Raw genomic sequence first — 24,785 nt, 5'->3', positions numbered from 1 at the left:
AATACAAACATGAGTAATACCTACATGAGTAAAATCTTTATTCTTTTTTTCCTGCTGATTGTTTTTTCAGATGCTTACAATCAAAATATAAGCAGGCAGAAAGCATTGGTATTTGCAGCCGATTATTTAAATACTGCCCGGCAGCAATACAAAAAAAACGCCATGGCTGACTGGAACAATAAACTGCTTCGTTATGACAGTTTGCTCATGCGATTGGATTATACCCATTTTGGAAATGCACCATCAGGAGAGAAAAGCCTGTACATTTCATTGCACGGCGGCGGCAACGCTCCCGTCAAAGTAAACGACCAGCAATGGGAAAACCAGAAAAAACTATATAAGCCAACCGAAGGGCTTTATGTAGCACCGCGTGCGCCTACAAATACCTGGAATCTTTGGCACGAAGGGCATATTGACGAGATGTTGGGCCGTATTATAAAAAGCGCAATAGTATTTGAAGGAGTCAATCCTAATAAAATATATTTACTGGGGTATTCTGCCGGCGGTGATGGCTTATTTCAACTGGCACCGCGTATGGCAAGCCACTGGGCCGCAGCTTCTATGATGGTAGGACATCCCGGCGATGCAAACGCACTGCCGCTGCGAAACCTGCCTTTTGCTATTTTTATGGGCGCCAATGATGCCGCTTACGACCGTAATAAACATGCGATAACCTGGGCCAAGATGTTGGACAGTCTCCAAGACGCCGACAAAGGCGCTTATATACACAACGTGCATGTGTACGAAGGTTTAGGGCATTGGATGAACAGGAAGGATACGGTTGCTATTAACTGGATGGCAAAATTTACACGTAACCCTTTACCCGAAAAAGTGGTGTGGATACAGGATGACAGGCTACACGAAAATTTTTACTGGCTGGGTACAGAAAATGCTACCACTGCAGCGGGCAATAAAGCCGTTTTGGTTATCAATAAAGCTGGTAACGAAATTACTATAGTTGAAAATACTTTTACCCAATTATTGATATACTTAAACGATGAAATGCTGGACCTGAATAGGCGGGTAAAAATCAGGGTTGGCGAAAAAATAATTTTCAACAAAAAAGTAAACCGCCGCGAATCCATCATCAAAAAATCTATTGATCAGAGGCTAGATCAGGATGTAATTTTTTATGGAATGGTAACTGTAAAAAATAACAGGGAAGCGGCTCATCAACAAGTTCAACAACAATAAAAATGAAAAACATTAAAGTCACTTATATTGTATACACCCTGGCATCTGTTCTGTTTATTGCCTGCCACCAGCCCCTAAAGCAAGAAGCAGCGGGCAATGCTGCCATCAATGATAACAGTCTGCAAAAAGACAGCACCAGCCAACGGGTAAAGCGTTACGGTATGGTTACCGGTATCAAACCTGAAAAAATTGCTTACTATAAAGAATTGCATGCCCATGGCTGGCCGGGTGTTACAAAAATGATCACCGAGTGCAATATCCGGAATTATTCCATTTATTTAAAACAGATAGGAAGCAGTTATTACCTCTTTAGCTATTTTGAATATACCGGAAAAAACTTCGATGCCGATATGAAAAAAATGGCGGCAGATACCACCACGCAAAGATGGTGGCGCGAAACAGACCCCACACAGATACCCTTACCCGAGGCCCTGGCAAAAAAACAAATCTGGACGGAAATGGAGGAAGTATACCACCAGGATTAAGATATCATGATGATGCATAGCCTACCCTCTCTATTTTTTAAACACCTGCTGAGGTGCTTTTCTCGAGTTGATAATTAAGCATCGGCTCAGGGAAAGCTTTAATATATTATTTCCCGGCCGAGGTTTACTTATGCTGTATGTAAATGCTCACAGGTTAGCCAGCTGGAAGAAAGTTCAAGGCTTCTTTATATAGGTCTACAACCCGGGGTGCTACTGTTTTCGTTATCTCAAAATGTAAATTCATTTCTGAAAGTGATTTTAAAATCAGTGCCAGTGTTACTCTTACACCAGGTGGGTATTTCCTGCACAATTTAACCAGCTTTCTTTTTTCAATCCATGCCAGCTCCCGGATTATATCCCGGTACCTGATTATAAAAAGCGGCCAATCATCATTTTTTATTCTTGCAAATATTAACAACGCATCGAGCAGCTTCAGATATGGAATGGTTTCTCCCGATATTTCAGACCTGGCTTTGTTAAAAACCAATACATAATTTTTAATTTTTGTTCTGGGAAACCAGGCATTACTGCTAATACAAATCATGCGAGAATGATCTTGCCCGATTTTTTCATCAGGTCATAATCCAATAAATAAGATGTACCTGCTGCTGCTGCATCGAATGCCTTTTCCACTTCGCTCAATATGTTCCTGTAATCCAAAGATGCCAGTACAAGCGATTGATCTATTTTTTGTTTAATGACAGTATGCAAATATGTTCCTTCTATCATTATTTCTTATGTTCGAAAAGTGACCGCATGTTAAATCCCGAAAAAGCTAGCTGAATCCCTATCCTATCGCCAGCAACCCGCAATGCCTTACGGCATCCGGGTAACTGGCAGGATAAGGAAAATTAGTAACCTTCAGGAAAGAGAAAAGAGGTTTTCCCGGAAATCCGACCAGGAAAAAAGTGCACCATTGTATTGCTAAGATTATATGTCACTGGTATGATTTCATTGAATAAGTTCCTTGTCACTCTCTTATATAATGCATCTATTTGCCGCTGTTATTTTAATACATATTCAACTCAGCAATACCTAAATAGTTTTGCCCTGTATAACTGTTTAAAAAGTAACCCTCACGTAGCGGGTTGCAGCTGTAGGTGACTGTAAAGGAATTTTTTGATACGCTGTATTACTATTTTGCACAGTGAAAGTACCGGCTGCCGTCCAGGTTGTTCCATCTGTGCTGATTTCTATTTTACCATCTTTAGGAATACCCGTGGCATTGCCCGTTCTGGGTAAAAGATAAACACCGCGTATCACATTCGGGGTGCCCATATCAATGGATACCCAATGCGGATAAGGCGTTTCCGGTGCGCTCCATCGCGAATGCCAGAACGTACCGGTAGTGTTGTCGAAGGCAAACACCACACGTCCGTTATTGGCGCCCTCCCCTGTTGCTTCCTGATCGGAGAAGGCCATTATCGTCCAGCCTGTTCGGTCAAAGGGTGGAAAAGGATCGCCTTTAATTGTATCTGCCTTCAAAACCTGGAATGTGTCTATTGATGTAGGTTCGGGTAGATATCTTGAAAGTACCAGTGCATTGGTTCCTGGTTTAATATCTGAAATAGTGTCCTTATGTGCACCATTGTTACTGGTTAAAAATGTTTTCTTAGTCCCGTTCAGTGCATCGTAAACAACAGAAGTAGAAACCAAGTTGGAAGCCGCTTCCAGCCAGTCTATAATTAACCGGGATGGAACAGGAAATTCTTTGGACCTCATTCCACGGTTGATGATGCCGCTTTTGTAATTGCTGCCGTATACATTGCCACTCACGCTTACCGGTACTGATTGGTTACCCCGGGCATCAAATGTTCGTATGGTAAAGCTGCTGTTGCCTTCGGGCAAATTACTGATGATCTCGCGCAAGGTATCTACTCCCGAGCTGCGGGTAACAGATTTTTCCAAAGAATCCAGGCCTCCATTCCAGTAAATGCGATATTTAACTATTTTCGGATCAGATATAAAGAGACCTGTTATCTGAACCCGGCCATCGCCCGGCATTACCTTCACCGAATCTAAGATACCCGGGTAGGAGATTTCTTTTCCTTTTTGAAACCTGTCCTTATAGGCATCCATTTTTTGACATGAGCCAATAATAATACCGGCCAATACCACACCTGCAATCCAAATATTTTTCATCCGTATATTTTTTGTTTTTAAATTTTTGCCGGATGCCGGCCTGTTTGGCCAACAGGAAACTCCGGATCCGGAAAGTATTCCCGATGCCCCTGTGCAAGAAAATCGCCTTCTTATGCTCCGTTTCATTGTTATGTTATTTTAGCCTCATCGAACTCCGATTCGCCGTAACAATCATTGCATTTACCAGGCAACATTATTATGGCTCGTTTCATCGTGTTTTTTCTATAAAGAAATGCTTTGCATTATTTATTGCTCCCGTATACATCCAGCTGGCTGATCGTTATCCATGTTGTATTTTGCCAGTTTCTCAGGCTCCTGATACGTAAATATTGAACAGGAGGTGCGCTTGGCTCGAATTCTACTTCCCACCCGGCTGTAGCGTAGGCTGCATCTTCAGCGGTAGAAGCGCTTCCCGGCGCCAGACCGGAAGGTCTTATTAGTGATTTTGTAGCCAGCTTGATCCAACTGGCATCATAACTTCCATCCGGGCTGGGATTGGCAGATCCCCACACTTCGAAATCGCGGAGATTCCCTTGTTCATAATACCTGTCTTGGTTTTCCGAACGTGAGAAAAAAACGATTCGACTCAGCTTTCGCTGAACCCCTATACTCCAGGTTACCGTTTGTGGATTCAGATCTGTTGTTACTGTATAAAAACGTGGCCAGATACCATTTAACCTATAATTGTTATCCCAAAGAAGCGCATGTCTAACACCCTCACCCTGGTAGGCCAATACTGCATCACCTGGCAATGGGTAGGCTGAAAATCTGGTCTTGTCTAAAAGAATTTCAGCAAACGGTGTTAATTCCTGATACAAAGTATCGCTCCTGTTTCCGTATTTATCCGTAATATAAAATGCAAACCGGGTCAGCTTATCTTTCAGTCCTCTTATCGTAACATTCACACTATCGGTTTGTGTATATATTTTATTTAAGCTGTAATAATTTCCATCGCCGGTGGTATCGATTAGCGGCACAATAACAATGGGTTGTTTTGCCTCATTTTTTGTTTTGATATTTGGCCCTCCGAATGCGGCCTGTATGGCCAGATTTTTAAACGAAAGATTTACCGGAGACTCCAGTGGATTAACGGTAACAGTTGCAGGGTCGGACGATACCTGGCTACGTGTTATTGCAAAGAGCTTCACTTCATAAGCACCTGCCTGTGAAAAGCCATCTAAAAGCATCTTGTTGGTATAGTAAGAGCTTATCACTTCCCTTTTTACTCCCGGCCGGATCTCGTATTCGGCTCTCACATAGAGCAGATCCTCATCTGCCGGTAATGTATAACTAATAACCGACTGGCCATTTTGATTTTCAACAACTGAAATGTTGGTAATAGGCCCGGGCTTATTACCACCTTTTTCCACCGGCACATTCAATGCTTCTCTTTGGCACCTGGTAAAACCCAATAAGCACAGCAGGCACAGTACTAAATAATATTTTGTATTCATTGTAATAATATTTTTAAAATATAAATAGGCGCTTAAAATTTACCAGCCGGGGTTTTGAACGAGGTTGTCATTCACCAGCAAATTACTTTCGGCAATGGGCCATAAATAGTCTCTGGGAGAAACAAATCTTTGTGCGGCAAAAGTTGTTAGCCGGTAGTATAATTCGGGAGCCGATTGATTGACATCCCATCCCTGAACATTCGTATTGAGTTCGGCACCTGCAATTTTCCAACGGCGAACATCCCAAAAGCGGCTACCTTCAAAACAAAGTTCAATAGTGCGTTCCTGCCTGATGATAGTTCTCATACCATCCTTGGTGGTATATTTTGATGGATTATTGGAGTAGGTATCCCATGACTCTTTAATGCCTTTCAGGCCGGCCCTGGTTCTGATAAGATCCAGATAAGTAAACACATTGGCTACCGGACCTTCGCTCTCGTTCAGCGCCTCGGCATACAAGAGGTACAAATCGGCTAATCTCATTATTGGCCAGGGATATCTTTGATTGGTTATACCATTGCTCGCCAGCCAGGCAAATTTGAGATTGATGAGCTTCTTGGCAAACAAACCTGTTAACGGCATAGGTGTTCCGGTACTTCGGCCACCCGCACGTCCCTCTACCCTTAAAGTAGTTTGGTCACCCAGTGAACTTGGCATATACCATATTCCGCCATCAAACCCTAAAAATGCATAATAGCGGTTTTCCCTGTCGAAATTGATACGGGCAGAAACATAGTTTTGAGTATTATTTAAACCCTCAGCGGCTGTTCCTGTTCTTAACGTGGTTGGATTAGAAAAATCAAGGCTGTTATCTTCATTGATAGGTACACCATTCTTGGTATAAAAAAATTGGGTGGTCTTATAGGTTGCTCCCTGATCAGCAATCGCCGCGCTACTGGCCCCATAAAGCAGGTTAAAGTGTGCAACGGTTACAGCTTGCAAGTTATTGGTACTTGCCACTGAAGAGCCCCAAATCAGTTCTTCATTCCAGTCGTCATCCGTAACTGCATTGCGTAGACTTAACTGAATTAAAGTGGTATCGGACAGGGCGTATGGCGGCCTTGGGTACACATGAAGCCGAATGTTTACGGCCTCACAGGCATCGATAGCCTCTTTGCAGGCTTCTGCCGCACGCTTCCATTTATTGGCATCAAAAGTAGTATTCACCAACAGTTGTCCGTCCTTATTTTTAAAATTAACATAATCGTTATTTCCGTTAAACAGGGGCTTGCAGCCAACACTAACATTTTTGCTTTCATAGCAAGAGCAGCTGGTTTTGTTACACGGCCTAGTTCATCCACCCGGTTTACAATAAGACCGGGAAGCCTGGCAGCAGCCGAATCATAAACAGATGCAATGTAGTTAACCACTTCATCTACCGGGCTCCTTTTTACTCTGAACTGTTCAACTGGCGCTTCAACCGGTATATTAATATCTGTTATAGGGATGGGTCCGTAGGCTCTTAACAATAAATAATGGTAATATGCCTTTAAAAACATGGCTTCGCCAATCCACCTGCTTCTTTCATCGGGTCCTATATCGGGCACCTTGCTCATGTCCTTCATATTCTCTATGAACACATTACAATCCCTGATGCCTCTAAACAAAGCCGGGGCACCATTTCCATCCCAATAATTGAAAAAGGGATTGGTTACATTCTGATTTCCTCTTGGCAGGTTAATGGCATAATCTCCGTAGCGACTGGTTAAAGGCGTACTCATCTCATCACCAGCTAAAAAACCCGGATTAGATACCGTTGAGCCATCATTAGGCAAATAAGAGTAACAGGTAAACAAATATTTTTCAGCTTCCTGTCTTAATGTAAAGGCATTGTCCATAGTGGCTACATTATCCGGCACGATATCTAAAAACTTTTTGCAGGAAATAGTTCCTAACATGGCTACACACGACAACACCACGATGCCACCCTTTGTAATTCTATATTGAAATTTCATATGTTTTTATTTTTAAGTTCTCCTGTCCGTATAATTAAAATCCTATCCTTACCCCCAAATTGTAAACTCTTTGCAGTGGATAACCCAATCCGTTCCCCCCATTTCAATATCCCATAGCTTAAAGCTGGTGAAGGTGAAAAGGTTCTGACCGCTGAGGTAAATCCTGGCAAAGTCCAACCCTACTTTTTTGAGCAGTTTAACGCTTGGATTAAACCCCAATTCAGCCTGCTTAATGCGTAAAAAATTTCCGTTTTGTAACCACCAGGTTGAGGTTTGCGCGTTATTGGCAATAACGTTTTGGCTTAACCTTGGCCAAAATGCGTAAGGGTTCCGGTTATCCTCAGACCAGTGATCCTGTGCTATAATATCCAGTAAGCCGGCTTGTCCAAACCCATTAACCCCACCACCTGTAAGTACAAAAGGAGAAATGCCTACAACATTTCCACCATTGTCTAAGCCGGATCCGGCGTTGATTGTAAAAGAAGACCTGGCCGACCCCTGGAAGAAAATACTAAAATCAACCAGTCCTTTGTAATCGACAGTACCTCCGAAACCATAAGTGATTTCCGGTACCCTGGGCCAACCTATTGGAGCTACATCTAAATTGGTTATCCTGCCATCACCATTCAGGTCACGATATTTAATATCGCCAGCCATATACTGGCCAAAACTTTGTTGTGGTGAGTTAGCCACTTCCCTGTCATCAGTAAATAAACGTTCTGCTATTAAACCAAATATCTGGTCTCCCGAACTACCCTTTCTTTGTACATAGCTGATGTTTTCCGGATAAAGCGGCTCCTCCGTGGTGATAATTTTGTTTTTATTATAGGTAAATGTAGCCCTGGAGGTAAGGCCCAGGTTGGAACCAATCCTGCTATTATAGGTAATAGCCGTTTCAATACCCCTTACGTCTGTTCGGCCTGTATTGGCTACCACCGCAGCCTGCAAACCTAAAGTGGTAGGCACAGTAGCATTTCTGGACAATAGAATATTTTCAACCTTTCTGTTATATGCATCAATTACGATGTTTAAGTTATTGAGTATATTGATTTCCAGGCCACCATTTAATTGTGTACTTTCTTCCCATGTTATTTCTTCATTGGCATACCTTAATGTGTTTACCCCATTGCGGAAAAAACTGAAGTTTTCTCCGAATACATAACCTGCCTGATTAAAATTTACTTCGGAAAGATAGAAGAAGCGTTCGTTGGCGTTTCCTATCGCATCGTTACCAGACTTACCATATGTAAATCTCAATTTGAGATTGTCGATGACCTTCAGCAATGGCTCGAAAAATTTTTCGTTAGAAACCACCCAGCCTCCACCTATAGACGGAAGAAACCCCATCTGTTCTTTCTGGCAAAACGTTCTGAGGCATTATATCCAAAGTTGTACTCAAACAGGTACCGGTTATCATAACCATAAGTTGCACGCCCGGCAAAGGTCACATTGCGGGCAGGTAGCGACGCCTGTAAACTTCCCGCGTTGCCGGACAATGCAGATCGTATCATGGTAATGAAACTACCCCCAACGCTATGCTTGTCTCCAAAAATCCTCGCATAGTTTAATGATCCCTGTCCATGCATTACCGTGCTTACTAATTTATCACCCTGGCTATAGTTTAAATACTCTGTTGGGGCTAATCCAATTTGCGCCCCGTTACGAACATCATTGAGCAAACTCAGGAAGTTTGTCCACCTGCGGTAAACGCCTGGTAGTAGAAGGGGTTATAACGCCGCGATACCGAAAAGAAAGCATCTCGTGTGGTAAATGCCATTACGCTTGCGGTGAGGCCCTTGGTTATGCCTTTTAGGTTTTGATTGATCGTAACCTGCGGTGTTAGCACTGACTGGTTGGTTTCCTGAAAGCCCGAAACTGCCTGTGCATATGGATTTACATATAAAAGTAAGTTATTGGTACCCGGTACAAAAGCATTACCAAATAAAGGATGCTTGGCATAAGGCAGGTAGCTTTGCGGATAAATGGCGGGGTAAGCTACCGGGTTAGCCCGCGAGGCCGCCTGGAAGATTGCAGCGCCACCCCTATAGGCCCCGTATAATCATCAAATCGTCCTCTGACACTAATAAGCGCATCTGTAGTATTAGTAAGTTTTAAGTTGATATTTGATAATATCGTGTAAGTGCGTAAATTAATATTACTCTTAAAATTATTTAACTGCTGTTCACGCATCAAACCATTGTTATCATCAAACGTCATAGATACATAATACCTTGCTTTTTCGGATCCGCCACTAATATCAAAGTTGGCAGCAGTATTCCTGGTATAATCTTTAACCAAAAGTTTCATCCAGTCATTATTCGGGTACAGTATAGGATCATCACCCGCCGCTGTGCGGTCTATTTTACCAGGGTCATATGGAGTAGGGTCATTGGCGCTACGTGTAGATACCGCCTCATTCGCTAACCGCATGTAGGTAATATTATCTGCCAGCTTATAGAGCCGGGTATTTCCTGATAAACGATTGTCGACCCTTAAGTTAAACCTGGTTACACCGGCCTTACCTTGTTTAGTGGTAACCAGTATTACACCATTGGCACCCCTGGCACCGTATAACGCGGTAGCATTGGCATCTTTTAACAAAGAAAAATTTTCTATGTTATCAGCCTGAAGCCTTGCCAGGTCAGTATTAGAGCTTTCAATACCATCGATGTAAATCAATGGATCTCGTTTTCCGGTTCCAAAGTTTCCCAATCCGCGAACAAAGAAATTCGCATTATCTGCGCCCGGCTCACCACTTCTTTGAAAAGCAATGACACCGGCCAGGCGCCCGGCCAGCATGGTGGTAAGGTTACTGGTTGGGCCGGTTATTTCCTTAGCACTGATACTGGTAACTGAGCCCACCATCGTAGATTTTTTTGGGTGCCAAAGGCTACTACCACCACTTCATCCCCCGACTTGGTTTCCTGCAACATAAAAACCTGCATTTCGGTATTAGCATCTACCTTTTGTTCGATAGATTGATAACCTATAGAACTAAATTGCAGCACATCTTTGTCAGGGTTTTGAGATTCGATCGAAAAGTGGCCTGTTGAATCGGTGATGGTAACAATCGGCGAATTTTTTAATTGAACAGTAACACCTATTAACAAAGTCCTACTGGTGTCCCGGACTATCCCCGTAATAATTTTTTTGTTTTGGGCGTACAGAGGTGACACACCCAGGAAGGTAACAAGCAAAAGCAAATATCTCATACACATTTTTGTTTCACCGAAAATAGCCCGTCACTACAGGCACTGCCTACAATCATTTACGCAATTGTTAATACAATCTTAACAGGTTTGATAAAATAGTGTATACTCGGAATAATAAACTTTATATAATCAAACTTGGCTTATTAAAAAAACCGGAGAAAGTTGATCTGTTTTGCATCTGGGTGATGCCGCTGCTTTTAAGCGGAAAAGATGCTTTCGTACATTTTTCTTAGATTATATTTTTTTGCACAAAAAAAATCATTGTCACTAAAAAACCGGTAATTTAGTTTATAAATCTTTCGTGAATGAAACCTCAACTCATAGACGTTTCTCTTGCCGGTACAAAAACCATTCGCGTTAAAACAATAGATCAACAATACCTGAGCACGCCGTTTCATTTTCACCATTTATGTGAACTGGTTTGGATTGAAAAAAGCTTTGGTAAACGGATCGTAGGCGATAATGTTGATAACTTCGAGGATGACGACCTGGTGTTAATGGGTCCCAACCTCCCTCATATCTGGCAAAATGACGAAACTTTTTTATTGCGGCAAATGATCATCAGGTTAAATCCACTGTCATATATTTTCCTCCCGATTTTTTACTGAATCTTACTGATGAGCTAACGCTGCTAAGTCCTATTGAGCAGCTGGTAGAACGGTCTTACAGAGGCCTCGTATTTTGGGGTAACACCAAAAAGATATTATAGATAAACTCCGGTGTTTGTCAAAGGAAAATGATCTTAAAAAAATTATTACGTTCCTGGAACTTGTACATCTTTTATCGAATTCAAAAGAGTATACTTATCTGGCCAGTGTGTCTTATAAAAATTTATATGATGAAAAAGACACTAATCGTATTAACAAGGTATATCAGTATATGATGCAGAATTTTCAGCGTGAAATATCTTTACACGATGTTGCCAGCCTTTGTAATATGACCTCCAACGCTTTTTGCCGGTATTTTAAAAGCCGTACACAAAAATCGGTCATCGAATTTCTAAACGAGTTAAGAATCGGCCATGCGTCCAAACTGCTTCAAAGCGACATATACTCTATATCCGATGTATGTTATGAATGTGGCTATAACAGCATTGCTAATTTCAATAAGTTTTTTAAAGCCATACACAAAATAACACCTTCCGAATACCGAAAAAAGGTACTCGCGGCTAAAAACACAGAAATGGTTCCGGATTTCTGACCCAAAGTCTCTGTGTGTATCAGAACATTCATCAGGCCTCCATCTTTACCCAGGTCAAATGCTAATGCTTAGCCTAGCCCATGAAAGGTTGGCCACGAGGGGATCCTATGAGGGTGGTTGGTTAAAGTATCTCAATTCACTTCAAAGAAAAAGATGTATGTACTATTTGAATTTCCAAAGTCCAGTAACACTTAACCAGTGAGTTTAAGTTATTACCTGGTTGGAATGTTTGATAGTTCATTGGTTGACATTATGTTTTTTAGAGTGTCAGCTGAGGTTTTCTGTGTTGCTGAAGGCAGGGATTTCCAGCATAAAGTTTCAATAGAAGAACGCAAATTGAACTTTTCATAAATGCTTAATCGCAGCCGATCATCCCCGCTTTTGGCAATAGCTTGTTTGATGTTCATTGTTTTTCTTTCATTACAATTTTAGTTTCACTCTCTGTATTCCATTTATAATTCCGCCTGTAATCATATTTCCATAACCATCGTCAGGTAATAGATTTGAATTTAAAAGAGCCTCCTCATAATTTGCTTTTGCACTGTGAAGGTCGTTTAAGTCTTCGTAACATTTTGCAATATTTAAATAAAGTGATGGTAATGCACCTTTGACATTATGGTCATTTATTCTCAATGCTAAAGTCAAAGATGTTTTGTCCCAATGTAACTTGTCTTCAATAGTTTCCTGGTGTCGTGCAACATAATGTGCTGAAATGAATTTCTCGAAGTCATTGGCAGCTTTGTCCCAGGCATTTTTAAAAAGTTTAGATGCTTCTTCTTTTTTGCCCTGTCCTTCAAGTTCCATGCCCTCAGCACAAAGTCTCACTATTTCATTGTTTTCGTCAAACTGCATTTGGTGATATCCTTAAAGTTTTTAGCTAAATTTCAGATGAGCCAGAAGATCCTTAAAATAAGCAGGACTCCAAATATCAAGTACAGCCTCGTCGGGGGTGAAGCGGGCTATGTCCTCTTTTATCGAATCAAAGGAAACTGCATTGATCTTTGCATCCAAAAGGTCAATAACCTCCTCCGCATTGATGGTCTCACCTGGCCAATCCCCGGTATCTTTTGCCCGGAGAAGAAAATGATGAAGATCCAGTGGTATCCCTTTTTTAATGTACCACTCCAGGTCGTACCAATCACGGCCCTTCACCCGCTTTTGCCATTTTCTAAAAAGTAACGCATGCATTTTACCCGCAAATAAACTCGGCAGCGTCAAACACTTTACATAAAATGAATAGGGTTTTAAAAGTAGCTTTTCTTCGGTCTCAAAACCCAGCGGTGGTCTACGATCCACCTCCAATTTGACCTTAATGCCCGGAGCAATATTGATACCTTCCTGAGGCAAAACACTTTCTAAAATTAACTCCTTCCATACTGTCTCTGTTTTCAAAAATGCAGATTCGATATTAGATTTTATCGCTTTAGCTTTCTCCCGGATCACCACCTGCATACCGACACCACTAAATTCGTTAATGATCGCCTGAAAGTAGGGCTCCAAAGAGAAGTCCGGTTCCACTTCCAGTAATGAAAAATCCAGGTCTTCTGAAAACCTGTTCAAACCGTAAAAGATCCTTAGAGCAGTACCTCCATAGAACGCAGCTTTTTCAAAGAAACCGCTCTCTGTAATCCAGCCAGGGCCACTTCCTGCATTATCTCTCTCAATGCTGCTTCTGCCTCTTCCCTATTACCGGGCTTATATTCATCTAACCATTCTTTTATCATAAACCAATAAGTATCTTTAATAACATCTCCAGGCTTGACCTCTTCGGAGCATCCCCCAACCAGCCGGCGATGGCATTTTTGTTGAAATTCGTGAGTAGCTGTATATCTATTCTCATGTCTTCCGTCAGGAAATCCATGACTTGCTGTTTGCTTCGAAAAACGATGCCAGAGGTGGCTATAATCTTATCACATAAGGCTTTCTCCGGCGATGCCATTAATACAAACTGGCGGGAGGTCAGTTGTACCCTTTGGATACCAAATGAATAATAAGGCAAAGGGGCGTTGACAAAGGTAAATTTCCCAATCGGTGTGACATACTCTTTTGACTTCTTCATCGTCATAGAAGTGACCGTATACACTCTTTCAGGCACAAGCTTCCAGTAAGAAAGCGCGGCCTCCAAAGATATATAGCTCGGCCCCCGAAGATGATTAGCGATTAAAAATTTTTCCGGGCCTTGTACCTTCAGACCAGGACCCGGTACGTATACCCCCTGATCACGTTTAGTAGCAAACCTTTTTCACCAGCTCATTCACTTTATCATTAGGCCGCTTATAGTCCTTTAACAAGTCTAATACCAGTTGACGTGTCAGCGGTTCCTGTGCGTATTTTTCAATATGATCATAAAAGTCCTTCATCTTTGCATAAGGGCACCTTCAAGCACCTTTACTACAAATTTATGTAATTTTTGAATACAATAATCGGAAAAAATCCGATTATTGGTCTTATATTTTACACACCTACACATCATTGCTAAGATTGTGCTGCATTATTATTACACCTATTCTACTCACAAAGGAGTGGCGTAATTTCTTCCAATATGGAAAAGGCTATCTCGGCGGTTTGATTGCCTTGTTTATTAAGCAATGGATTTACTTCTACCAGCTCCAGGCAAATAAGTTGTTCTGCTTTAGCAAACTCCTGTAATAGCTTAAGGACCTCTGCAGGTGTAAAGCCTTCCCGAATGGGTGTACCTGTCCCTTCCGCGATCAGGCGACTATCCATACTGTCCACATAGAAAGATATATACAACAGATAGCAGTCTTGTAAACGCTCCAGTGCCTCTTGCGCGCGCCTAGCTCACGCACTTCACTTAGGTTGCCCAGTCAGCATTCCAATATTCTGCAAAAACACACATCAGTACAGGGAGTTTAAATCTATAGGCTCTAAGGAAGTGCACAATTATGCGAATGAAGACAGGCAACTATTTAAAACAAGCCTTAACCAAATCTACGTAAATTAAGCAAAGAAAAAATGTAGCGAATGTGTTGAAACTTCACATGTAAGCAGAGCAAAGGAATGACTTAACTCAAATATGCAATCTTGTAAATGCTCAATTATTTCCGCTGGCTATCACTCACTCTTTTAGTCTCACAAAATTTAGCTCTTGAGAGTGGTTACGTAGGTTTAACCTTTATTAAAAGCATCATATTTAAAAAGTCGATCCTTAGAAATCATATTGAATCCCAATGTACCATCCTCTTGGTTTCATTGAAAATTTATAGGAAATATCCTTTTCTAATACGGTCGTAGATTCCACAACTTGTCCGACCTTCAATTCTTTAAGCGATGGTTCCCACGTCCAAACACCTCTTGAAGTCAGCGCAAATCTGAAACAGGTACGGCGATTCCGCCCCAAAAGAAGAAACGATCTTTTCTTTGTAGGATCTATGCCGAACTGCATTAATGGTGCAATGTAGCGGCTAGAGATATAACTGATGTTTAAAAATCGCTCTCATCTTTGAATGTTGAATCCGACCACTTAAGCTCATACCTTAGAGGGTTTAGCCATTGAACATAAATTCCACATTCCTCAGTTGCCATATCAAATCTTTCAATTGCGTCTAAAGAATGACTTCCCAATTCATTATCTCTATTAACAAAGGTTCGCAACATCCCGTCTTCCATTGAGAGGTAAAATTGCATGAGAGACGGTAATAAGTATTATACGGGACGAGAATGTTCCAGGAAATGCTTACTATTATGATGGTTCTGCAGCTATCCTGGGAAACACGTAATTGAAGGGATTCGGTAGACCATTGATAATACTAAGGTTGGCTTAAATTTATATGCAAATAGATATAATTATAAAAAAATCAAAAAATGATATGCAAAAGCATATAAAATGGGTACTTTACTTAATTTTGTATTTAAAAGCATATAAAATGGATGAGCTCGCAACATTTGTAAAAAATCGCCGAAAGCAATTATCACTTACCCAGGAGGAGTTTGCGGATAGATCTGGTGTTGCCCTTACAGTAATAAGGAAGATTGAGCAAGGTAAAGATAACCTTAGTTTATCAAAGGTAAATCGTGTTTTATTGATGTTCGGCCATACACTTGGGCCTTTAAAGATTCAAAAATGAGAAGAGCGATCGTAAAATATGGAGATATCGATGCAGGCATACTTGAAGAAACAGACGAGGGTATTTATATGTTCACCTATAATGAAGATTACGTCAGAAAGTATCCGAAGCAGTTTATTACTTTCCAGATGCCCGTAAACAAGTTTACTTATCAAAGTAAAAAATTGTTCGCATTTTTTGACGGTCTGATACCAGAAGGCTGGCTTCTAAATATCACGTCTGAAACCTGGCGGATCAAAACCAATGATCGGATGGGCCTACTGCTGGCCGTCGGGAAAAACTGTATAGGCGCAGTGAGTGTTCATGATTTAAATGTCGACCCCAATGAATAAATGCATTCATTGTTATCAGCCACTCGATGGCGAAAGCACAGACTATCATCCATGGTGCATTCAAGAGTTCTTCGGTGCAACTGAAGCTCCTCAACTCCCCTATGATTTGAGTGAAATGGACCGGCTTGCGAAAGAGGCTATTAAAAAGTCTGTATCAGTACCAGGTGTACAACCCAAGATATCACTAGGGTTTTTAAAAGAAGTACTAGAGGACGCAGAAAAAAACCGGCTAACTATCTACAATGCGTTAGATGGATTTTATATTTTAAAGCCTCCAAATTCCAAGTATCCCCAGATGCCCGAAAATGAGCATCTATCGATGATGCTTGCTTCAGCTTTCAGTATGAGTATTGTCCCTTTCAGTATGATCCGCCTCCAATCAGGAGAGCTTTGTTATATTACCCGACGAATTGACCGTAAAGGTGATGAACAAAAGATTCACATGATCGATTTTATGCAAATCCTGGAACTTGATGATAAGTATACCGGAACTATGGAGCAGTTGGGAAGAAGATTAGGGAGATATCGGACAATATATTGATGGATAAATTTCGTTTCTTTGAGCTTGCAGTATTTAACTATGTGATTGGCAACAATGATATGCACCTAAAAAACTTTTCTATGTGGATGCCTTTTGAGAACTGGGAATTATCACCTGCCTATGATCTGCTAAATGTAAAGTTGATCACACCTAAAGATCCGGACGATTTAGGACTCAATCTTGGTGGCAAAAAATCAAACTTTAATAAAGCGTATTTTGACCGTTTTGGATTAGGGCTTGACCTTAATAACAAACAGGTACGAAGTGTTTATAAGCGTTTACAGCACTGGCTCCCTACAGCTACTCGTATTATTAAACAGTCATTCCTGGAAAAGGACAAGCAGTCTAAATATATACAGTTGATCAGTGAAAGAACTCAATTATTTAAAAGCTAATGGTGAATTGATTACCAATTTTCGGAAAAAACTACTTTGGGAATTTACCTTTGCGGATCTTTCATGAAGAAAATTATCAACAGCGCTTATGAAACAACTGCTATTATACCTACTACTTGTTACACTTTGTTATTCCTGCAAAAAGGAAGTTTCAAAATATGAGGATGGAAGCGATCCTACAGGAACGGTATGGGTTACCAATGAGAAGGTAGGCATGATTTCCGAAACCATTCGCTTCATCACCAGTTCCAAGGTGGAAATTGAGTCCATTTATAATGATCGACGGAAGGTGACTACTGCAGGTACTTATTATTTCGAAAATGTGAGCCGTGTATACTTCATTCTACCTAGCGAAACCAGGAGATATATTATAGGACCGAAGGTAATTCAACAGACTGACGATCGTACGGGATTTCTTTATTGGAAACAGTAAGGGTGAATGGGGAATAGCAAGTGACTAGTGGGGGTTTCGGAAGATGACTGAGGACGGTTGACCGTGAGTATAGTTAATGGACGATGGTTTTGAGTTGGGTGATCATGTTAGTATCGGTAGTGGTGATTGATGATTTTAAGGGGCTCAGCCAGCCTTATTTAGGCATTTAAACCTATCCTAAACGGGCACGAACTTTTATGAAGCCCACGCTTGAAGGAATCAGCGCCAGCCTACTTTAGCTACCATCTGATAAAGGTTTGAAAAATCACCTCTGGGATAGAACGCTACTTTAGTTAGCCTATTCTCTATAATAAAAACCGCTACCCGCTATCAACATCAACAGACTTAATCCCTATCATTAGACAGGTTCCAATTGGTACTTATCGGAATACGCAATATAGTAACACGGTAGTATCAACCAGTGCGAAGGACAGCAATTTATAATTACCCAGGCCCGGCCATCCTTTACTTTTCAGGGGCTCCCGCAAATTTTTCCAGTAAAAGTTACTACTGGCTGCTGTATGTTTTACAGGGTAGATATGGAAAAAGAATTACCTGAAGCAGTACACAGCAACAAAACAGATAAAAGGACATCATCATAAAAGTAGTGGAAGTCATATCTTTCATACTGGAAAGAATCTTTACATAACAGGAACTGATTACGCTAACAATAACCGTTATGTCCGGTATCGGATAAATGGTAAGGAGTTCAAAATCACGGATGCTTCTTCCGATGCTTATTGTTTTTGGTTATGGTAGGCGTTTACAAATCAATTTGGCCTGCGCCCATTTACTTTCATTTCCCTTAAACCCTTCTTCTTCTACGAGTATACTTGTCAGGGTCTCAAAGTATAATATTTACTTTGTGAACGTTTGTTGAAAGGACATCCGAGGTATATTTGCCAAATGATGAAGGGAAGCATTTTTATATGTGTATTAGCAGCCGCAGTGGCAATTATCAGTTGTAAGAAAGATAAACAATAGAGGATACAACCATCGTTATCCCGGACAAACGGATTGACTTATTCGCGAATGCGGCATTTATCAACAATACTTATCATGATGGAAAGTATTATTCAGCCCCCTGGCATGGAGCATTACTCAAAAGTTTTAACGGATCGGTTATAGATGCCAATATAGATCTAACCTTTAAAGTAGTATACTTAGGAATCGGCGTCCCTACCAATGACACCTTAATTTATACCGTACGGTTTACAAAGGACACACTGAAGAATCAGTTTAACAGAGCCGTTGACAAAAATGCGGTATATCACATAATCGTTACAACGCCGATACCTGAAACGGTCATTACTAACAGAAGCTTATCATCCGTCTCCATGTCAGTCGCAGACTCCATCACCTGTGATAATCCAAAGTATACCTTTTATGGCTCCAGCTCGGCATACGGGACCAGGCTAATCAAGTACGTTAGGAAGTTATACTAGATATTGATCATTATCGATGCTTTGTGTTTTTCTTTACATATTCATTGTTGATAAAATTCCAACCAACCGACTTACAAGAATGATCCAAATCTTTCAAAATGGCAGGTATAACCATTCGGATTTTTAACCAGGTAATCCTGGTGATACGCTTCGGCCGGCCAAAACTTTGTAAAAGGCTCCAGAGTCGTAACAACTTTATCGGGCCAGCGACCCGATTCATTCACGATCCCGATTACTTCCAACGCGTCTGCCTTTTCCTGTTCATCCTGGACAAATATAGCAGATCGATAGCTGGATCCCCTGTCATTGCCCTGGCGGTCAACAGTGGTTGGATCATGCACCCTGAAAAGGTAATCCAGCAAATCTTTGTAGGAAGTCTCCTGTGGATCGTAAGTAATCTCTAATCCTTCAGCATGTCCCGGATGATTCTGGTAAGTCGGATGATCAGTCTGTCCGCCCAGATATCCTACTTCGGTATCTTTTACACCCGGCCTTACCCTGAAAAGCTCTTCCATACCCCAAAAGCAGCCGCCTGCAAAGTATGCTTTCTTATAACTAGTCATTGTATCTTGTTTATTTCCATTTACCTGGTCAAATTTCCTGCCACTGACTTAAGCATCGCAGACATGCTAGATTGATCATCTTGACTCAGGGTATATGCGACATTATGACAACTCATAAGCAATCCAAGCAGCAAACTCAGCTATCTTCAAATCCAAGGCGACCTGGTCGGGGGTAAATACGGTTCCATTTATATCGCCCGTATACCTGAAGGTAACCGCCATTAGAATCGATATTTAAAGTTTAGGTTCAATTCAGCCTGAGGCTTTTTGAAATAACGCGTCTCTATCACTGATGCTTCGGGCTCGAGTACCAGTTTCTCACTAAGATTGATCGTCTTACCTATCTTAAATTGAGCGCCAGGTCTAAGTTTGCCAAATGGTAACTCGATCGTTTGCATCTCCATACTCATTGGGTCGAATTGTCGTTTCCTATTCATCACGCTTAATACAGGACCTGCAGCGAAGTAAAGTATCTTTGAATTGTACTTATAAAGCAGCGGCAGCGTAAAGGTATGATACCGCAAGTCAATGTTGCTATACTTATTCTCGGTAAAGTAGCCATATCCATATTTATAATTTGAATACCGCAGGCCTGATTCAATGCTACTGTGTTTGGTTAATATCCTTTCGTAGCTAAAGTTAAATACCGGGGATATGCCGAATTTGCTCGTTAACTGAACACCCGTACCCACTCCAAAGAGATTCTTTTGGGAGGGTGGTGCTATTTGTGCACTCGTAGTAATGCTTAACAGGCTAAATGTCAAGATGGTTAAAGCGTTAATAGCTTTTAACGATAGATAGTCAGCGAGTTTGATCTTTCTCATAAGTTTTAATTGTTTTAATAAATTAGAGTCAGTGGCCTCAAAAGTACTCGCAGCCATGTTATCACATCACTAATGAAAATGAAAAGAATTGTTATTTTACTTTGAGGGATATTTTTCACAACATTGCGCCACCTCTAAGGCAGGCCGTCTCAGGAAGAGGCGCCACCTCCACCTAGCGCCAGCTCGGTAAATAAAGATTACTTCCGGCAAATGATCAGATGAAACGGGAAGTTAGTAGATGACTATAGGCAGAGGACGGATAACAAGGGTAAGCGAGAAGGGTTCGGGGAATGGGTGGAGGGAGGTTGACAGGGGAAAGCAAGTGGGAGTGTCGAGTAGCTAGTAGAAAGGAAAGTTGACAGATGACAGTGGGAAGTAAGTAGGGATTGGCAAGTAGCTAGTAAGAAGAAATGGGGGTAACAGATGACAATTGAAAGATCTGGGATCGCAGATAAATTAGCTACCCTGGAAGCTTCGTAATCCCCCACCCAACCTCACCAGGTGCGGCACGGAGAGCGGGCCAGTAAGCGGTATGAGGGAGGCGCGCCGACCATCTGCCAGATCCGGTAAGGACTCAAAAGAATTCAAAAAAATTATCGTAATTCCATTGGGTCGAAAACATAAAAGCGGCTGGGTCTTAAACTTCTTTGATAACTGAGGATATATTTTCCATCTTTAGTCGAAGTCAACTGTCGCATATCATAAAGAATACTTCCTGCAAAAGGAGAGCTTGCTGTGTTATAATCCATTAACTCCAGCCATTTTTCATAATTATAATAAATGCGGTTGCTATCCCCAGGTACATAGCTAAAATCAGCAAAACGGCTACTAAGAATCCCCAAACCGGATGTAACAGACTGCTTACCATCCGCGCTGACAATAAACTGGGTGTATAACTGATCATAATAGGTTGCACCCGTAACCGGATTAAAAACCAAGGTCCGACTCCTATCCTTTACACGTGACAGCTGAAGGTCTAACTTATAAGTTTGAAGATTTAAAGTTGTGTAATATCCTCCGCCATAAGCCGGTACAAAGGTTATCTTATACGGATTGGAAGTAAAAATGTAACTATTATAAATATGCAACTCAGGACTGGTCATTGGAAGGGGGTAAAGATATACCCTGTGATTATCATTGATATCAACAATCTTCCATTTCAGCGTACTGATTACGGGTGATTTTAAAAATACCACCGCCTTACCCGATTGAGTAATCGCTAAATCATATGGAACATTGATCCGGTGCTGAGGATGATCTGTAGAATCAAAAGGTATGTCAAATCCTTTGGTAATGGTCTGCGTGCTGAGATCCAAAATCTGCAATGGCTCCGTAAAATCTGCGTCAACCTGAACATTGTCCGGTCTGTTTCCCATGATATAGATCTTAGACCTGTAGCGATCATAAGCTAATCGCTTAGGGCCAATTCGACCAGACAGGTCATAAACTTTAATGACAGAATCCTCTCTTATAGCGTAATGAGTTAACCTTGCAGGATCAATAGACGCAATCATCGCCTCTCTTTCATTATTGATCAATACAAAGTCCGTTATAGCACCTGCGACTTCTAATTTAAATTTATAAAACGGTACGACAATATCCTTCGTATGCCATGTGCCGGATATATCCTGAAATCTAACCGTAAAAGGATAATCGCCACCAAGGTCAGCGCAGTTATATGCGAAGGAAACCGTATTATCTGCCTTTTGCGGCCCCGGTGCTATCTGGTTTATACAGTAAATCCAGCTGCTGGCTACCTGTACGGATCTGATTGGTCCACTAAATTGAAGTATTACTGAATCAGCTTTTTCAGTCATTCGATTGCCTATTCGACCTTTTATCGACAGGATATCCGTCACTCCAGACTGCTTTATATAAACATTTCTTAACAGATTTCCACATACGAAGGTTAAAGTATCTATTCGATCATTATAGGAATTACTTTTCCCATACGTCAATGTAAGCGTTCCGTTTTCGCTACCTGAAAACGATGAAACCTGCACATGAGCTGGTACCCTGGTAAGGTGCCACGACGCATTGGATTGAATACTTAATTGTATAACACTGCCCTCGTGACTAATGTTGAAAGTAGAATCAGCCAGCTTAAAAAGTCTGCCCCTTTTTCCAATATTATCTCAACTTCGGTAGTCTCTTGCGACCTTACCATAAACCGGTCTAACCTGGTCAAATATCCTTCTTTGATAACCTCAATCGTATGCATTCCAACCTTCAGCCCCTCTACACTGAAACGTCCATCATAATCGGAAGATAGCTCTAATGACCCTAAAATTATTCTGCTATTCACAACTGGCTGTTGCGCTTCGGAGAAAATACGGCCACGAATGTTTCCTTTGGCCTGGCTCGCCAGATCCTGATCTTTTTCTCACAGGAAAGGTAGGCCATCCATATTATCAACAATAATAAAAAGTTTGTAGTTTTCATGATATCACAAGCCAGCAGTTTCTTTGTTGCAGCAGTCTATGGGCAAAGATAATTAAAAGCAGGAAGCGCCGTTCTCCCGATAAATCTATCAATTGCGCTTTACAATTGTAACAAGGCAAAGGAGGTCAGCACAGGCTTTGATTGAGCATAAACTCTGCAAAAATCTATCGACCGATCTTCTGACAACCAGCCGGGCTTTCCCCCAGCTATCTCTATTCCACCGCAACGTTCTATTATAATACGCGTGATCGTACGAACATGCTGTATCGAAGCGCTGATACAGGCAGCAGTTGCTATTATTTTTTGTTGATACCCGCTTGGTATGATAGCATCACTTTCCATACAGAACGCTCCTCCGGGATGCAGCGCTGCTCCTCTTTCAGCACCCACCTGGTAATATCAGTCACGCAATAAGGCAGGCTACACTATTCCATCATCCTCTTTCAACATTTACCACCGCATATTATTCGGCGGTAACCACTTTTACTGCCTTGCTGAACGACATCGCCCCATCCTTATCTATCTGGGCTATACGAACATAGATAGTAGTATTCAAATCTTCTGCCGGCAGACTACTTTTTGAACATCCATAGAGCAAGCATGACAAAGTTAACAGCGTGAAGACAGACAATACCTTTTTGTATTTACTAAAAGATAGTAGCAATAATAACAGGCCAGCAGCACTGATCAGCCACCGTGAGCCCTTTATATCTATATCCAGATCATAGGATAAAACGGTATCGGCATTACCATTAACTGCATTCGATTTCACCGTGGCAACTGTAATAAATTTTTCGCCATCTGTCGACAGCTGTACGTCAAACTTATCATTGTTTGTTTCGCTAATGGTACTCCAGCTTACCTTAACTGATCTTCCGACAGCGACGCTCCTACAGTCCCGAAGATCACGGGTAATGCTGAAGCCGGGGAAAAATCAAGGTTATCCATAACAATTAAGAAATTATTATTGGGTGCTGCTTCCACCGCATAAAAGCGGATCATGTCCACATTACCCCAACCTTGTCCGAAGCTCAATGTACCACTATTATTTCCTTCATTATTGTAGTTATTCCGGGCCCACGCTATGGTGTTAGTTCCCGAACCGGCTACCGTGGATACAGTGATGTCCAAATTATTTATCCTAAGCACTTCATTACCATCCCGATAACCGACAACATTGTAAAGCTGGCTGCAATTCCCATTAGTGTGACCGTAAAAGTCAGCTACCATCGAGTTCATTGCAAAATTATTTCCATTTGCAGATCCCAGTTCAGCATAACCGCCGCCCCCAGGCCCATTATTTCCTATAGCTACCGCACTACCGGAAAATATAGGACTCCATGTTAAGCTACGGGTTACTGCATTGCCAATACCCACATATACACCGGTGCTACTTAAACCAGTATAAGTAATACACTGGTAAGTAAGAGAGAAGGCCATAGGATAAGTCTTCGTAGGCACCAAATGTCTGGTCGGGCGGAGTGGTACACTGGCCGAAACCAAGATATGGTATCAACAATAAGGCAGCTAACAGCGCTTTGCATGCAGTACCTGCAAGCATTTTTAAAAATGGACGGATCATTTTAGAGGGTTTGAATAACAATACATTTTGAATCAGGACGCAATAAGCAGCGTCCCTGGTTTAAAGAGTGGCAAATATATAGCTTTAAGTGGCAAAGTGAATGGGGAATGGCTGGATTAGAGATTACAGGTAACTAAGAGAGATGGCCAGTGAATCCAATAAGGTTGGTGTAATCACCCTCCCTCTTCAGAGAGCGTCCACCTCCGGGTTTAATCCCGGGCTCTGCTTTAGAACGTACGCCGGAATAACACCCATTCACATCTGAGTTAACAGTCGTTACTGCACCATCTGTCTATCCCCTAAGGTCAATAAATTCATACTATTGACTGGTGATTGAATCAAGTAACCCCGCTCAGCAACGTTGTCGGGGCATAACCATATTTCTTTTTGAATACATAAGAAAAGTGCGACAAATTTTCAAACCCGGTTTCATAGCAGACGTCAACCGGCCGCTTTTGTTTTTCAGCCAACTGGTAGTGAGCCAACTCCAGGCGCTTT

32 protein-coding genes and 1 pseudogene are annotated in these 24,785 nt (G+C 41.5%); 8 read left to right on the top strand and 25 right to left on the bottom strand.

Annotated features, from left to right (window positions below):
* Positions 1 to 24: 24 nt before the first annotated feature.
* A complete protein-coding gene (locus MKP07_RS24925; RefSeq protein ID WP_240849791.1) occupies positions 25 to 1,194 on the top strand; it encodes a hypothetical protein in 1,170 nt (389 codons plus the stop codon).
* A 2-nt stretch (positions 1,195 to 1,196) separates the two neighbouring features.
* On the top strand, positions 1,197 to 1,679 hold the full coding sequence (locus MKP07_RS24920) for an L-rhamnose mutarotase (RefSeq protein ID WP_240849790.1): 483 nt from the start codon (positions 1,197 to 1,199) through the stop codon (positions 1,677 to 1,679).
* A 154-nt stretch (positions 1,680 to 1,833) separates the two neighbouring features.
* Here the strand turns inward: MKP07_RS24920 and MKP07_RS24915 are convergent, their stop codons facing one another.
* The 11 genes from MKP07_RS24915 to MKP07_RS24865 form a co-directional block, all read right to left on the bottom strand.
* Positions 1,834 to 2,166: a hypothetical protein gene (locus tag MKP07_RS24915; protein ID WP_240849788.1), complete on the bottom strand. Its 333-nt coding sequence runs from the start codon at positions 2,164 to 2,166 to the stop codon at positions 1,834 to 1,836.
* Between the two features lie 53 nt (positions 2,167 to 2,219).
* Entirely contained in the window at positions 2,220 to 2,408 is a 189-nt protein-coding gene (locus MKP07_RS24910) for a hypothetical protein (RefSeq protein ID WP_240849786.1), read from the bottom strand.
* Positions 2,409 to 2,741: 333 nt separating this feature from the next.
* Positions 2,742 to 3,821 carry a DUF4998 domain-containing protein gene (locus MKP07_RS24905; RefSeq protein ID WP_240849785.1) on the bottom strand — a complete coding sequence of 360 codons (1,080 nt, stop codon included), beginning with the start codon at positions 3,819 to 3,821 and terminating at the stop codon, positions 2,742 to 2,744.
* 242 nt (positions 3,822 to 4,063) lie between these two features.
* The gene (locus tag MKP07_RS24900; protein ID WP_240849783.1) at positions 4,064 to 5,275 is read right to left on the bottom strand and encodes a DUF5000 domain-containing lipoprotein; all 1,212 of its coding nucleotides are present in this window, start codon (positions 5,273 to 5,275) and stop codon (positions 4,064 to 4,066) included.
* Between the two features lie 39 nt (positions 5,276 to 5,314).
* Positions 5,315 to 6,442, bottom strand: a complete 1,128-nt coding sequence (locus tag MKP07_RS24895; protein WP_240851054.1) for a RagB/SusD family nutrient uptake outer membrane protein — start codon at positions 6,440 to 6,442, stop codon at positions 5,315 to 5,317.
* Positions 6,439 to 7,230, bottom strand: coding sequence for a RagB/SusD family nutrient uptake outer membrane protein (locus MKP07_RS24890; RefSeq protein WP_240849781.1), 792 nt, complete (start codon positions 7,228 to 7,230; stop codon positions 6,439 to 6,441). The genes MKP07_RS24895 and MKP07_RS24890 overlap by 4 nt, the downstream gene beginning before the upstream one ends.
* 48 nt (positions 7,231 to 7,278) lie before the next feature.
* The gene (locus MKP07_RS24885) at positions 7,279 to 8,577 is read right to left on the bottom strand and encodes a TonB-dependent receptor domain-containing protein (protein WP_240849779.1); all 1,299 of its coding nucleotides are present in this window, start codon (positions 8,575 to 8,577) and stop codon (positions 7,279 to 7,281) included.
* Positions 8,556 to 8,909 carry a hypothetical protein gene (locus MKP07_RS24880; protein WP_240849777.1) on the bottom strand — a complete coding sequence of 118 codons (354 nt, stop codon included), beginning with the start codon at positions 8,907 to 8,909 and terminating at the stop codon, positions 8,556 to 8,558. The genes MKP07_RS24885 and MKP07_RS24880 overlap by 22 nt, the downstream gene beginning before the upstream one ends.
* 2 nt (positions 8,910 to 8,911) lie before the next feature.
* Positions 8,912 to 9,076, bottom strand: coding sequence for a hypothetical protein (locus tag MKP07_RS24875; protein ID WP_240849775.1), 165 nt, complete (start codon positions 9,074 to 9,076; stop codon positions 8,912 to 8,914).
* Between the two features lie 149 nt (positions 9,077 to 9,225).
* Positions 9,226 to 10,095 (bottom strand): TonB-dependent receptor plug domain-containing protein, encoded by an 870-nt coding sequence (locus tag MKP07_RS24870; protein ID WP_240849773.1) that lies wholly within the window; start codon positions 10,093 to 10,095, stop codon positions 9,226 to 9,228.
* Entirely contained in the window at positions 10,056 to 10,442 is a 387-nt protein-coding gene (locus tag MKP07_RS24865; RefSeq protein WP_240849771.1) for a carboxypeptidase-like regulatory domain-containing protein, read from the bottom strand. The genes MKP07_RS24870 and MKP07_RS24865 overlap by 40 nt, the downstream gene beginning before the upstream one ends.
* A 305-nt stretch (positions 10,443 to 10,747) precedes the next feature.
* Here MKP07_RS24865 and MKP07_RS24860 point away from each other — a divergent pair, with 305 nt between their 5' ends.
* Together MKP07_RS24860 and MKP07_RS24855 are read left to right on the top strand one after the other, a co-directional pair.
* Entirely contained in the window at positions 10,748 to 11,050 is a 303-nt protein-coding gene (locus tag MKP07_RS24860; RefSeq protein WP_240849769.1) for a cupin domain-containing protein, read from the top strand.
* 115 nt (positions 11,051 to 11,165) lie between these two features.
* Positions 11,166 to 11,642 (top strand): helix-turn-helix domain-containing protein, encoded by a 477-nt coding sequence (locus MKP07_RS24855; protein ID WP_240849766.1) that lies wholly within the window; start codon positions 11,166 to 11,168, stop codon positions 11,640 to 11,642.
* A gap of 420 nt (positions 11,643 to 12,062) precedes the next feature.
* Here the strand turns inward: MKP07_RS24855 and MKP07_RS24850 are convergent, their stop codons facing one another.
* The 6 genes from MKP07_RS24850 to MKP07_RS24830 form a co-directional block, all read right to left on the bottom strand.
* Entirely contained in the window at positions 12,063 to 12,494 is a 432-nt protein-coding gene (locus MKP07_RS24850; RefSeq protein WP_240849764.1) for an rRNA adenine methyltransferase, read from the bottom strand.
* 21 nt (positions 12,495 to 12,515) lie between these two features.
* Positions 12,516 to 13,214, bottom strand: a complete 699-nt coding sequence (locus tag MKP07_RS24845; RefSeq protein ID WP_240851052.1) for a nucleotidyl transferase AbiEii/AbiGii toxin family protein — start codon at positions 13,212 to 13,214, stop codon at positions 12,516 to 12,518.
* A gap of 2 nt (positions 13,215 to 13,216) precedes the next feature.
* On the bottom strand, positions 13,217 to 13,366 hold the full coding sequence (locus MKP07_RS24840) for a hypothetical protein (RefSeq protein ID WP_240849762.1): 150 nt from the start codon (positions 13,364 to 13,366) through the stop codon (positions 13,217 to 13,219).
* Positions 13,363 to 13,701 carry a hypothetical protein gene (locus MKP07_RS24835; RefSeq protein WP_240849760.1) on the bottom strand — a complete coding sequence of 113 codons (339 nt, stop codon included), beginning with the start codon at positions 13,699 to 13,701 and terminating at the stop codon, positions 13,363 to 13,365. Before MKP07_RS24835 ends, MKP07_RS24840 begins: the two co-directional genes overlap by 4 nt.
* Before the next feature lie 166 nt (positions 13,702 to 13,867).
* Positions 13,868 to 14,002: a hypothetical protein gene (locus tag MKP07_RS39445; protein WP_262919458.1), complete on the bottom strand. Its 135-nt coding sequence runs from the start codon at positions 14,000 to 14,002 to the stop codon at positions 13,868 to 13,870.
* A gap of 148 nt (positions 14,003 to 14,150) precedes the next feature.
* The gene (locus MKP07_RS24830) at positions 14,151 to 14,423 is read right to left on the bottom strand and encodes an arginase family protein (protein ID WP_262919913.1); all 273 of its coding nucleotides are present in this window, start codon (positions 14,421 to 14,423) and stop codon (positions 14,151 to 14,153) included.
* A 1,010-nt stretch (positions 14,424 to 15,433) separates the two neighbouring features.
* Here MKP07_RS24830 and MKP07_RS24825 point away from each other — a divergent pair.
* From MKP07_RS24825 to MKP07_RS24805, 4 genes and pseudogenes are all read left to right on the top strand, one after another.
* Complete coding sequence (locus tag MKP07_RS24825; RefSeq protein ID WP_240849755.1) at positions 15,434 to 15,730, top strand: helix-turn-helix domain-containing protein; 297 nt, start codon at positions 15,434 to 15,436, stop codon at positions 15,728 to 15,730.
* Positions 15,727 to 16,062: a HipA N-terminal domain-containing protein gene (locus MKP07_RS24820; RefSeq protein ID WP_240849753.1), complete on the top strand. Its 336-nt coding sequence runs from the start codon at positions 15,727 to 15,729 to the stop codon at positions 16,060 to 16,062. Before MKP07_RS24825 ends, MKP07_RS24820 begins: the two co-directional genes overlap by 4 nt.
* Positions 16,043 to 16,998 (top strand): annotated as a pseudogene (locus MKP07_RS42925) (HipA domain-containing protein). The gene MKP07_RS24820 and the pseudogene MKP07_RS42925 overlap by 20 nt, the downstream one beginning before the upstream one ends.
* 88 nt (positions 16,999 to 17,086) lie before the next feature.
* Positions 17,087 to 17,431, top strand: coding sequence for a hypothetical protein (locus tag MKP07_RS24805; protein ID WP_240849737.1), 345 nt, complete (start codon positions 17,087 to 17,089; stop codon positions 17,429 to 17,431).
* 1,516 nt (positions 17,432 to 18,947) lie between these two features.
* On the opposite strand, the gene msrA is transcribed toward MKP07_RS24805, so the two are convergent.
* The 8 genes from msrA to MKP07_RS24765 all read right to left on the bottom strand — a co-directional run bounded on the left by msrA (position 18,948) and on the right by MKP07_RS24765 (position 24,772).
* Positions 18,948 to 19,439 (bottom strand): peptide-methionine (S)-S-oxide reductase MsrA, encoded by a 492-nt coding sequence (msrA, locus tag MKP07_RS24800; RefSeq protein WP_240849736.1) that lies wholly within the window; start codon positions 19,437 to 19,439, stop codon positions 18,948 to 18,950.
* A 221-nt stretch (positions 19,440 to 19,660) separates the two neighbouring features.
* The gene (locus MKP07_RS24795; RefSeq protein ID WP_240849735.1) at positions 19,661 to 20,263 is read right to left on the bottom strand and encodes a hypothetical protein; all 603 of its coding nucleotides are present in this window, start codon (positions 20,261 to 20,263) and stop codon (positions 19,661 to 19,663) included.
* A gap of 593 nt (positions 20,264 to 20,856) precedes the next feature.
* Positions 20,857 to 22,266, bottom strand: a complete 1,410-nt coding sequence (locus tag MKP07_RS24790) for a hypothetical protein (protein ID WP_240849733.1) — start codon at positions 22,264 to 22,266, stop codon at positions 20,857 to 20,859.
* 47 nt (positions 22,267 to 22,313) lie between these two features.
* Positions 22,314 to 22,595, bottom strand: coding sequence for a carboxypeptidase-like regulatory domain-containing protein (locus MKP07_RS24785; protein ID WP_317236094.1), 282 nt, complete (start codon positions 22,593 to 22,595; stop codon positions 22,314 to 22,316).
* A gap of 209 nt (positions 22,596 to 22,804) precedes the next feature.
* The gene (locus tag MKP07_RS24780; RefSeq protein WP_240849731.1) at positions 22,805 to 23,095 is read right to left on the bottom strand and encodes a hypothetical protein; all 291 of its coding nucleotides are present in this window, start codon (positions 23,093 to 23,095) and stop codon (positions 22,805 to 22,807) included.
* A 73-nt stretch (positions 23,096 to 23,168) separates the two neighbouring features.
* On the bottom strand, positions 23,169 to 23,477 hold the full coding sequence (locus MKP07_RS24775; protein WP_240849730.1) for a hypothetical protein: 309 nt from the start codon (positions 23,475 to 23,477) through the stop codon (positions 23,169 to 23,171).
* 86 nt (positions 23,478 to 23,563) lie between these two features.
* Positions 23,564 to 24,166: a hypothetical protein gene (locus MKP07_RS24770; RefSeq protein WP_240849729.1), complete on the bottom strand. Its 603-nt coding sequence runs from the start codon at positions 24,164 to 24,166 to the stop codon at positions 23,564 to 23,566.
* 459 nt (positions 24,167 to 24,625) lie between these two features.
* Complete coding sequence (locus MKP07_RS24765) at positions 24,626 to 24,772, bottom strand: helix-turn-helix domain-containing protein (protein ID WP_240851050.1); 147 nt, start codon at positions 24,770 to 24,772, stop codon at positions 24,626 to 24,628.
* Between the last annotated feature and the right edge of the window lie 13 nt (positions 24,773 to 24,785).

This window comes from Paraniabella hibiscisoli, assembly GCF_022512515.1.
Classification (GTDB): domain Bacteria; phylum Bacteroidota; class Bacteroidia; order Chitinophagales; family Chitinophagaceae; genus Niabella; species Niabella hibiscisoli.
The sequence above is the reverse complement of the archived record's forward strand: the minus strand, read 5'-3'. Positions and strand labels throughout refer to the sequence as shown.

What these genes read in the sequence shown, in the direction of transcription:
- MKP07_RS24925 (WP_240849791.1), top strand. Translation starts at nt 25, where the DNA reads ATGAGTAAAATCTTTATTCTTTTTTTCCTGCTGATTGTTTTTTCAGAT.
- MKP07_RS24920 (WP_240849790.1), top strand. Translation starts at nt 1,197, where the DNA reads ATGAAAAACATTAAAGTCACTTATATTGTATACACCCTGGCATCTGTT.
- MKP07_RS24910 (WP_240849786.1), bottom strand. Translation starts at nt 2,408, where the DNA reads ATGATAGAAGGAACATATTTGCATACTGTCATTAAACAAAAAATAGAT.
- MKP07_RS24905 (WP_240849785.1), bottom strand. Translation starts at nt 3,821, where the DNA reads ATGAAAAATATTTGGATTGCAGGTGTGGTATTGGCCGGTATTATTATT.
- MKP07_RS24900 (WP_240849783.1), bottom strand. Translation starts at nt 5,275, where the DNA reads ATGAATACAAAATATTATTTAGTACTGTGCCTGCTGTGCTTATTGGGT.
- MKP07_RS24890 (WP_240849781.1), bottom strand. Translation starts at nt 7,230, where the DNA reads ATGAAATTTCAATATAGAATTACAAAGGGTGGCATCGTGGTGTTGTCG.
- MKP07_RS24885 (WP_240849779.1), bottom strand. Translation starts at nt 8,577, where the DNA reads ATGGGGTTTCTTCCGTCTATAGGTGGAGGCTGGGTGGTTTCTAACGAA.
- MKP07_RS24870 (WP_240849773.1), bottom strand. Translation starts at nt 10,095, where the DNA reads ATGGTGGGCTCAGTTACCAGTATCAGTGCTAAGGAAATAACCGGCCCA.
- MKP07_RS24865 (WP_240849771.1), bottom strand. Translation starts at nt 10,442, where the DNA reads ATGAGATATTTGCTTTTGCTTGTTACCTTCCTGGGTGTGTCACCTCTG.
- MKP07_RS24860 (WP_240849769.1), top strand. Translation starts at nt 10,748, where the DNA reads ATGAAACCTCAACTCATAGACGTTTCTCTTGCCGGTACAAAAACCATT.
- MKP07_RS24850 (WP_240849764.1), bottom strand. Translation starts at nt 12,494, where the DNA reads ATGCAGTTTGACGAAAACAATGAAATAGTGAGACTTTGTGCTGAGGGC.
- MKP07_RS24840 (WP_240849762.1), bottom strand. Translation starts at nt 13,366, where the DNA reads ATGATAAAAGAATGGTTAGATGAATATAAGCCCGGTAATAGGGAAGAG.
- MKP07_RS24835 (WP_240849760.1), bottom strand. Translation starts at nt 13,701, where the DNA reads ATGAAGAAGTCAAAAGAGTATGTCACACCGATTGGGAAATTTACCTTT.
- MKP07_RS39445 (WP_262919458.1), bottom strand. Translation starts at nt 14,002, where the DNA reads ATGAAGGACTTTTATGATCATATTGAAAAATACGCACAGGAACCGCTG.
- MKP07_RS24825 (WP_240849755.1), top strand. Translation starts at nt 15,434, where the DNA reads ATGCAAATAGATATAATTATAAAAAAATCAAAAAATGATATGCAAAAG.
- MKP07_RS24820 (WP_240849753.1), top strand. Translation starts at nt 15,727, where the DNA reads ATGAGAAGAGCGATCGTAAAATATGGAGATATCGATGCAGGCATACTT.
- MKP07_RS24805 (WP_240849737.1), top strand. Translation starts at nt 17,087, where the DNA reads ATGAAACAACTGCTATTATACCTACTACTTGTTACACTTTGTTATTCC.
- msrA (WP_240849736.1), bottom strand. Translation starts at nt 19,439, where the DNA reads ATGACTAGTTATAAGAAAGCATACTTTGCAGGCGGCTGCTTTTGGGGT.
- MKP07_RS24795 (WP_240849735.1), bottom strand. Translation starts at nt 20,263, where the DNA reads ATGAGAAAGATCAAACTCGCTGACTATCTATCGTTAAAAGCTATTAAC.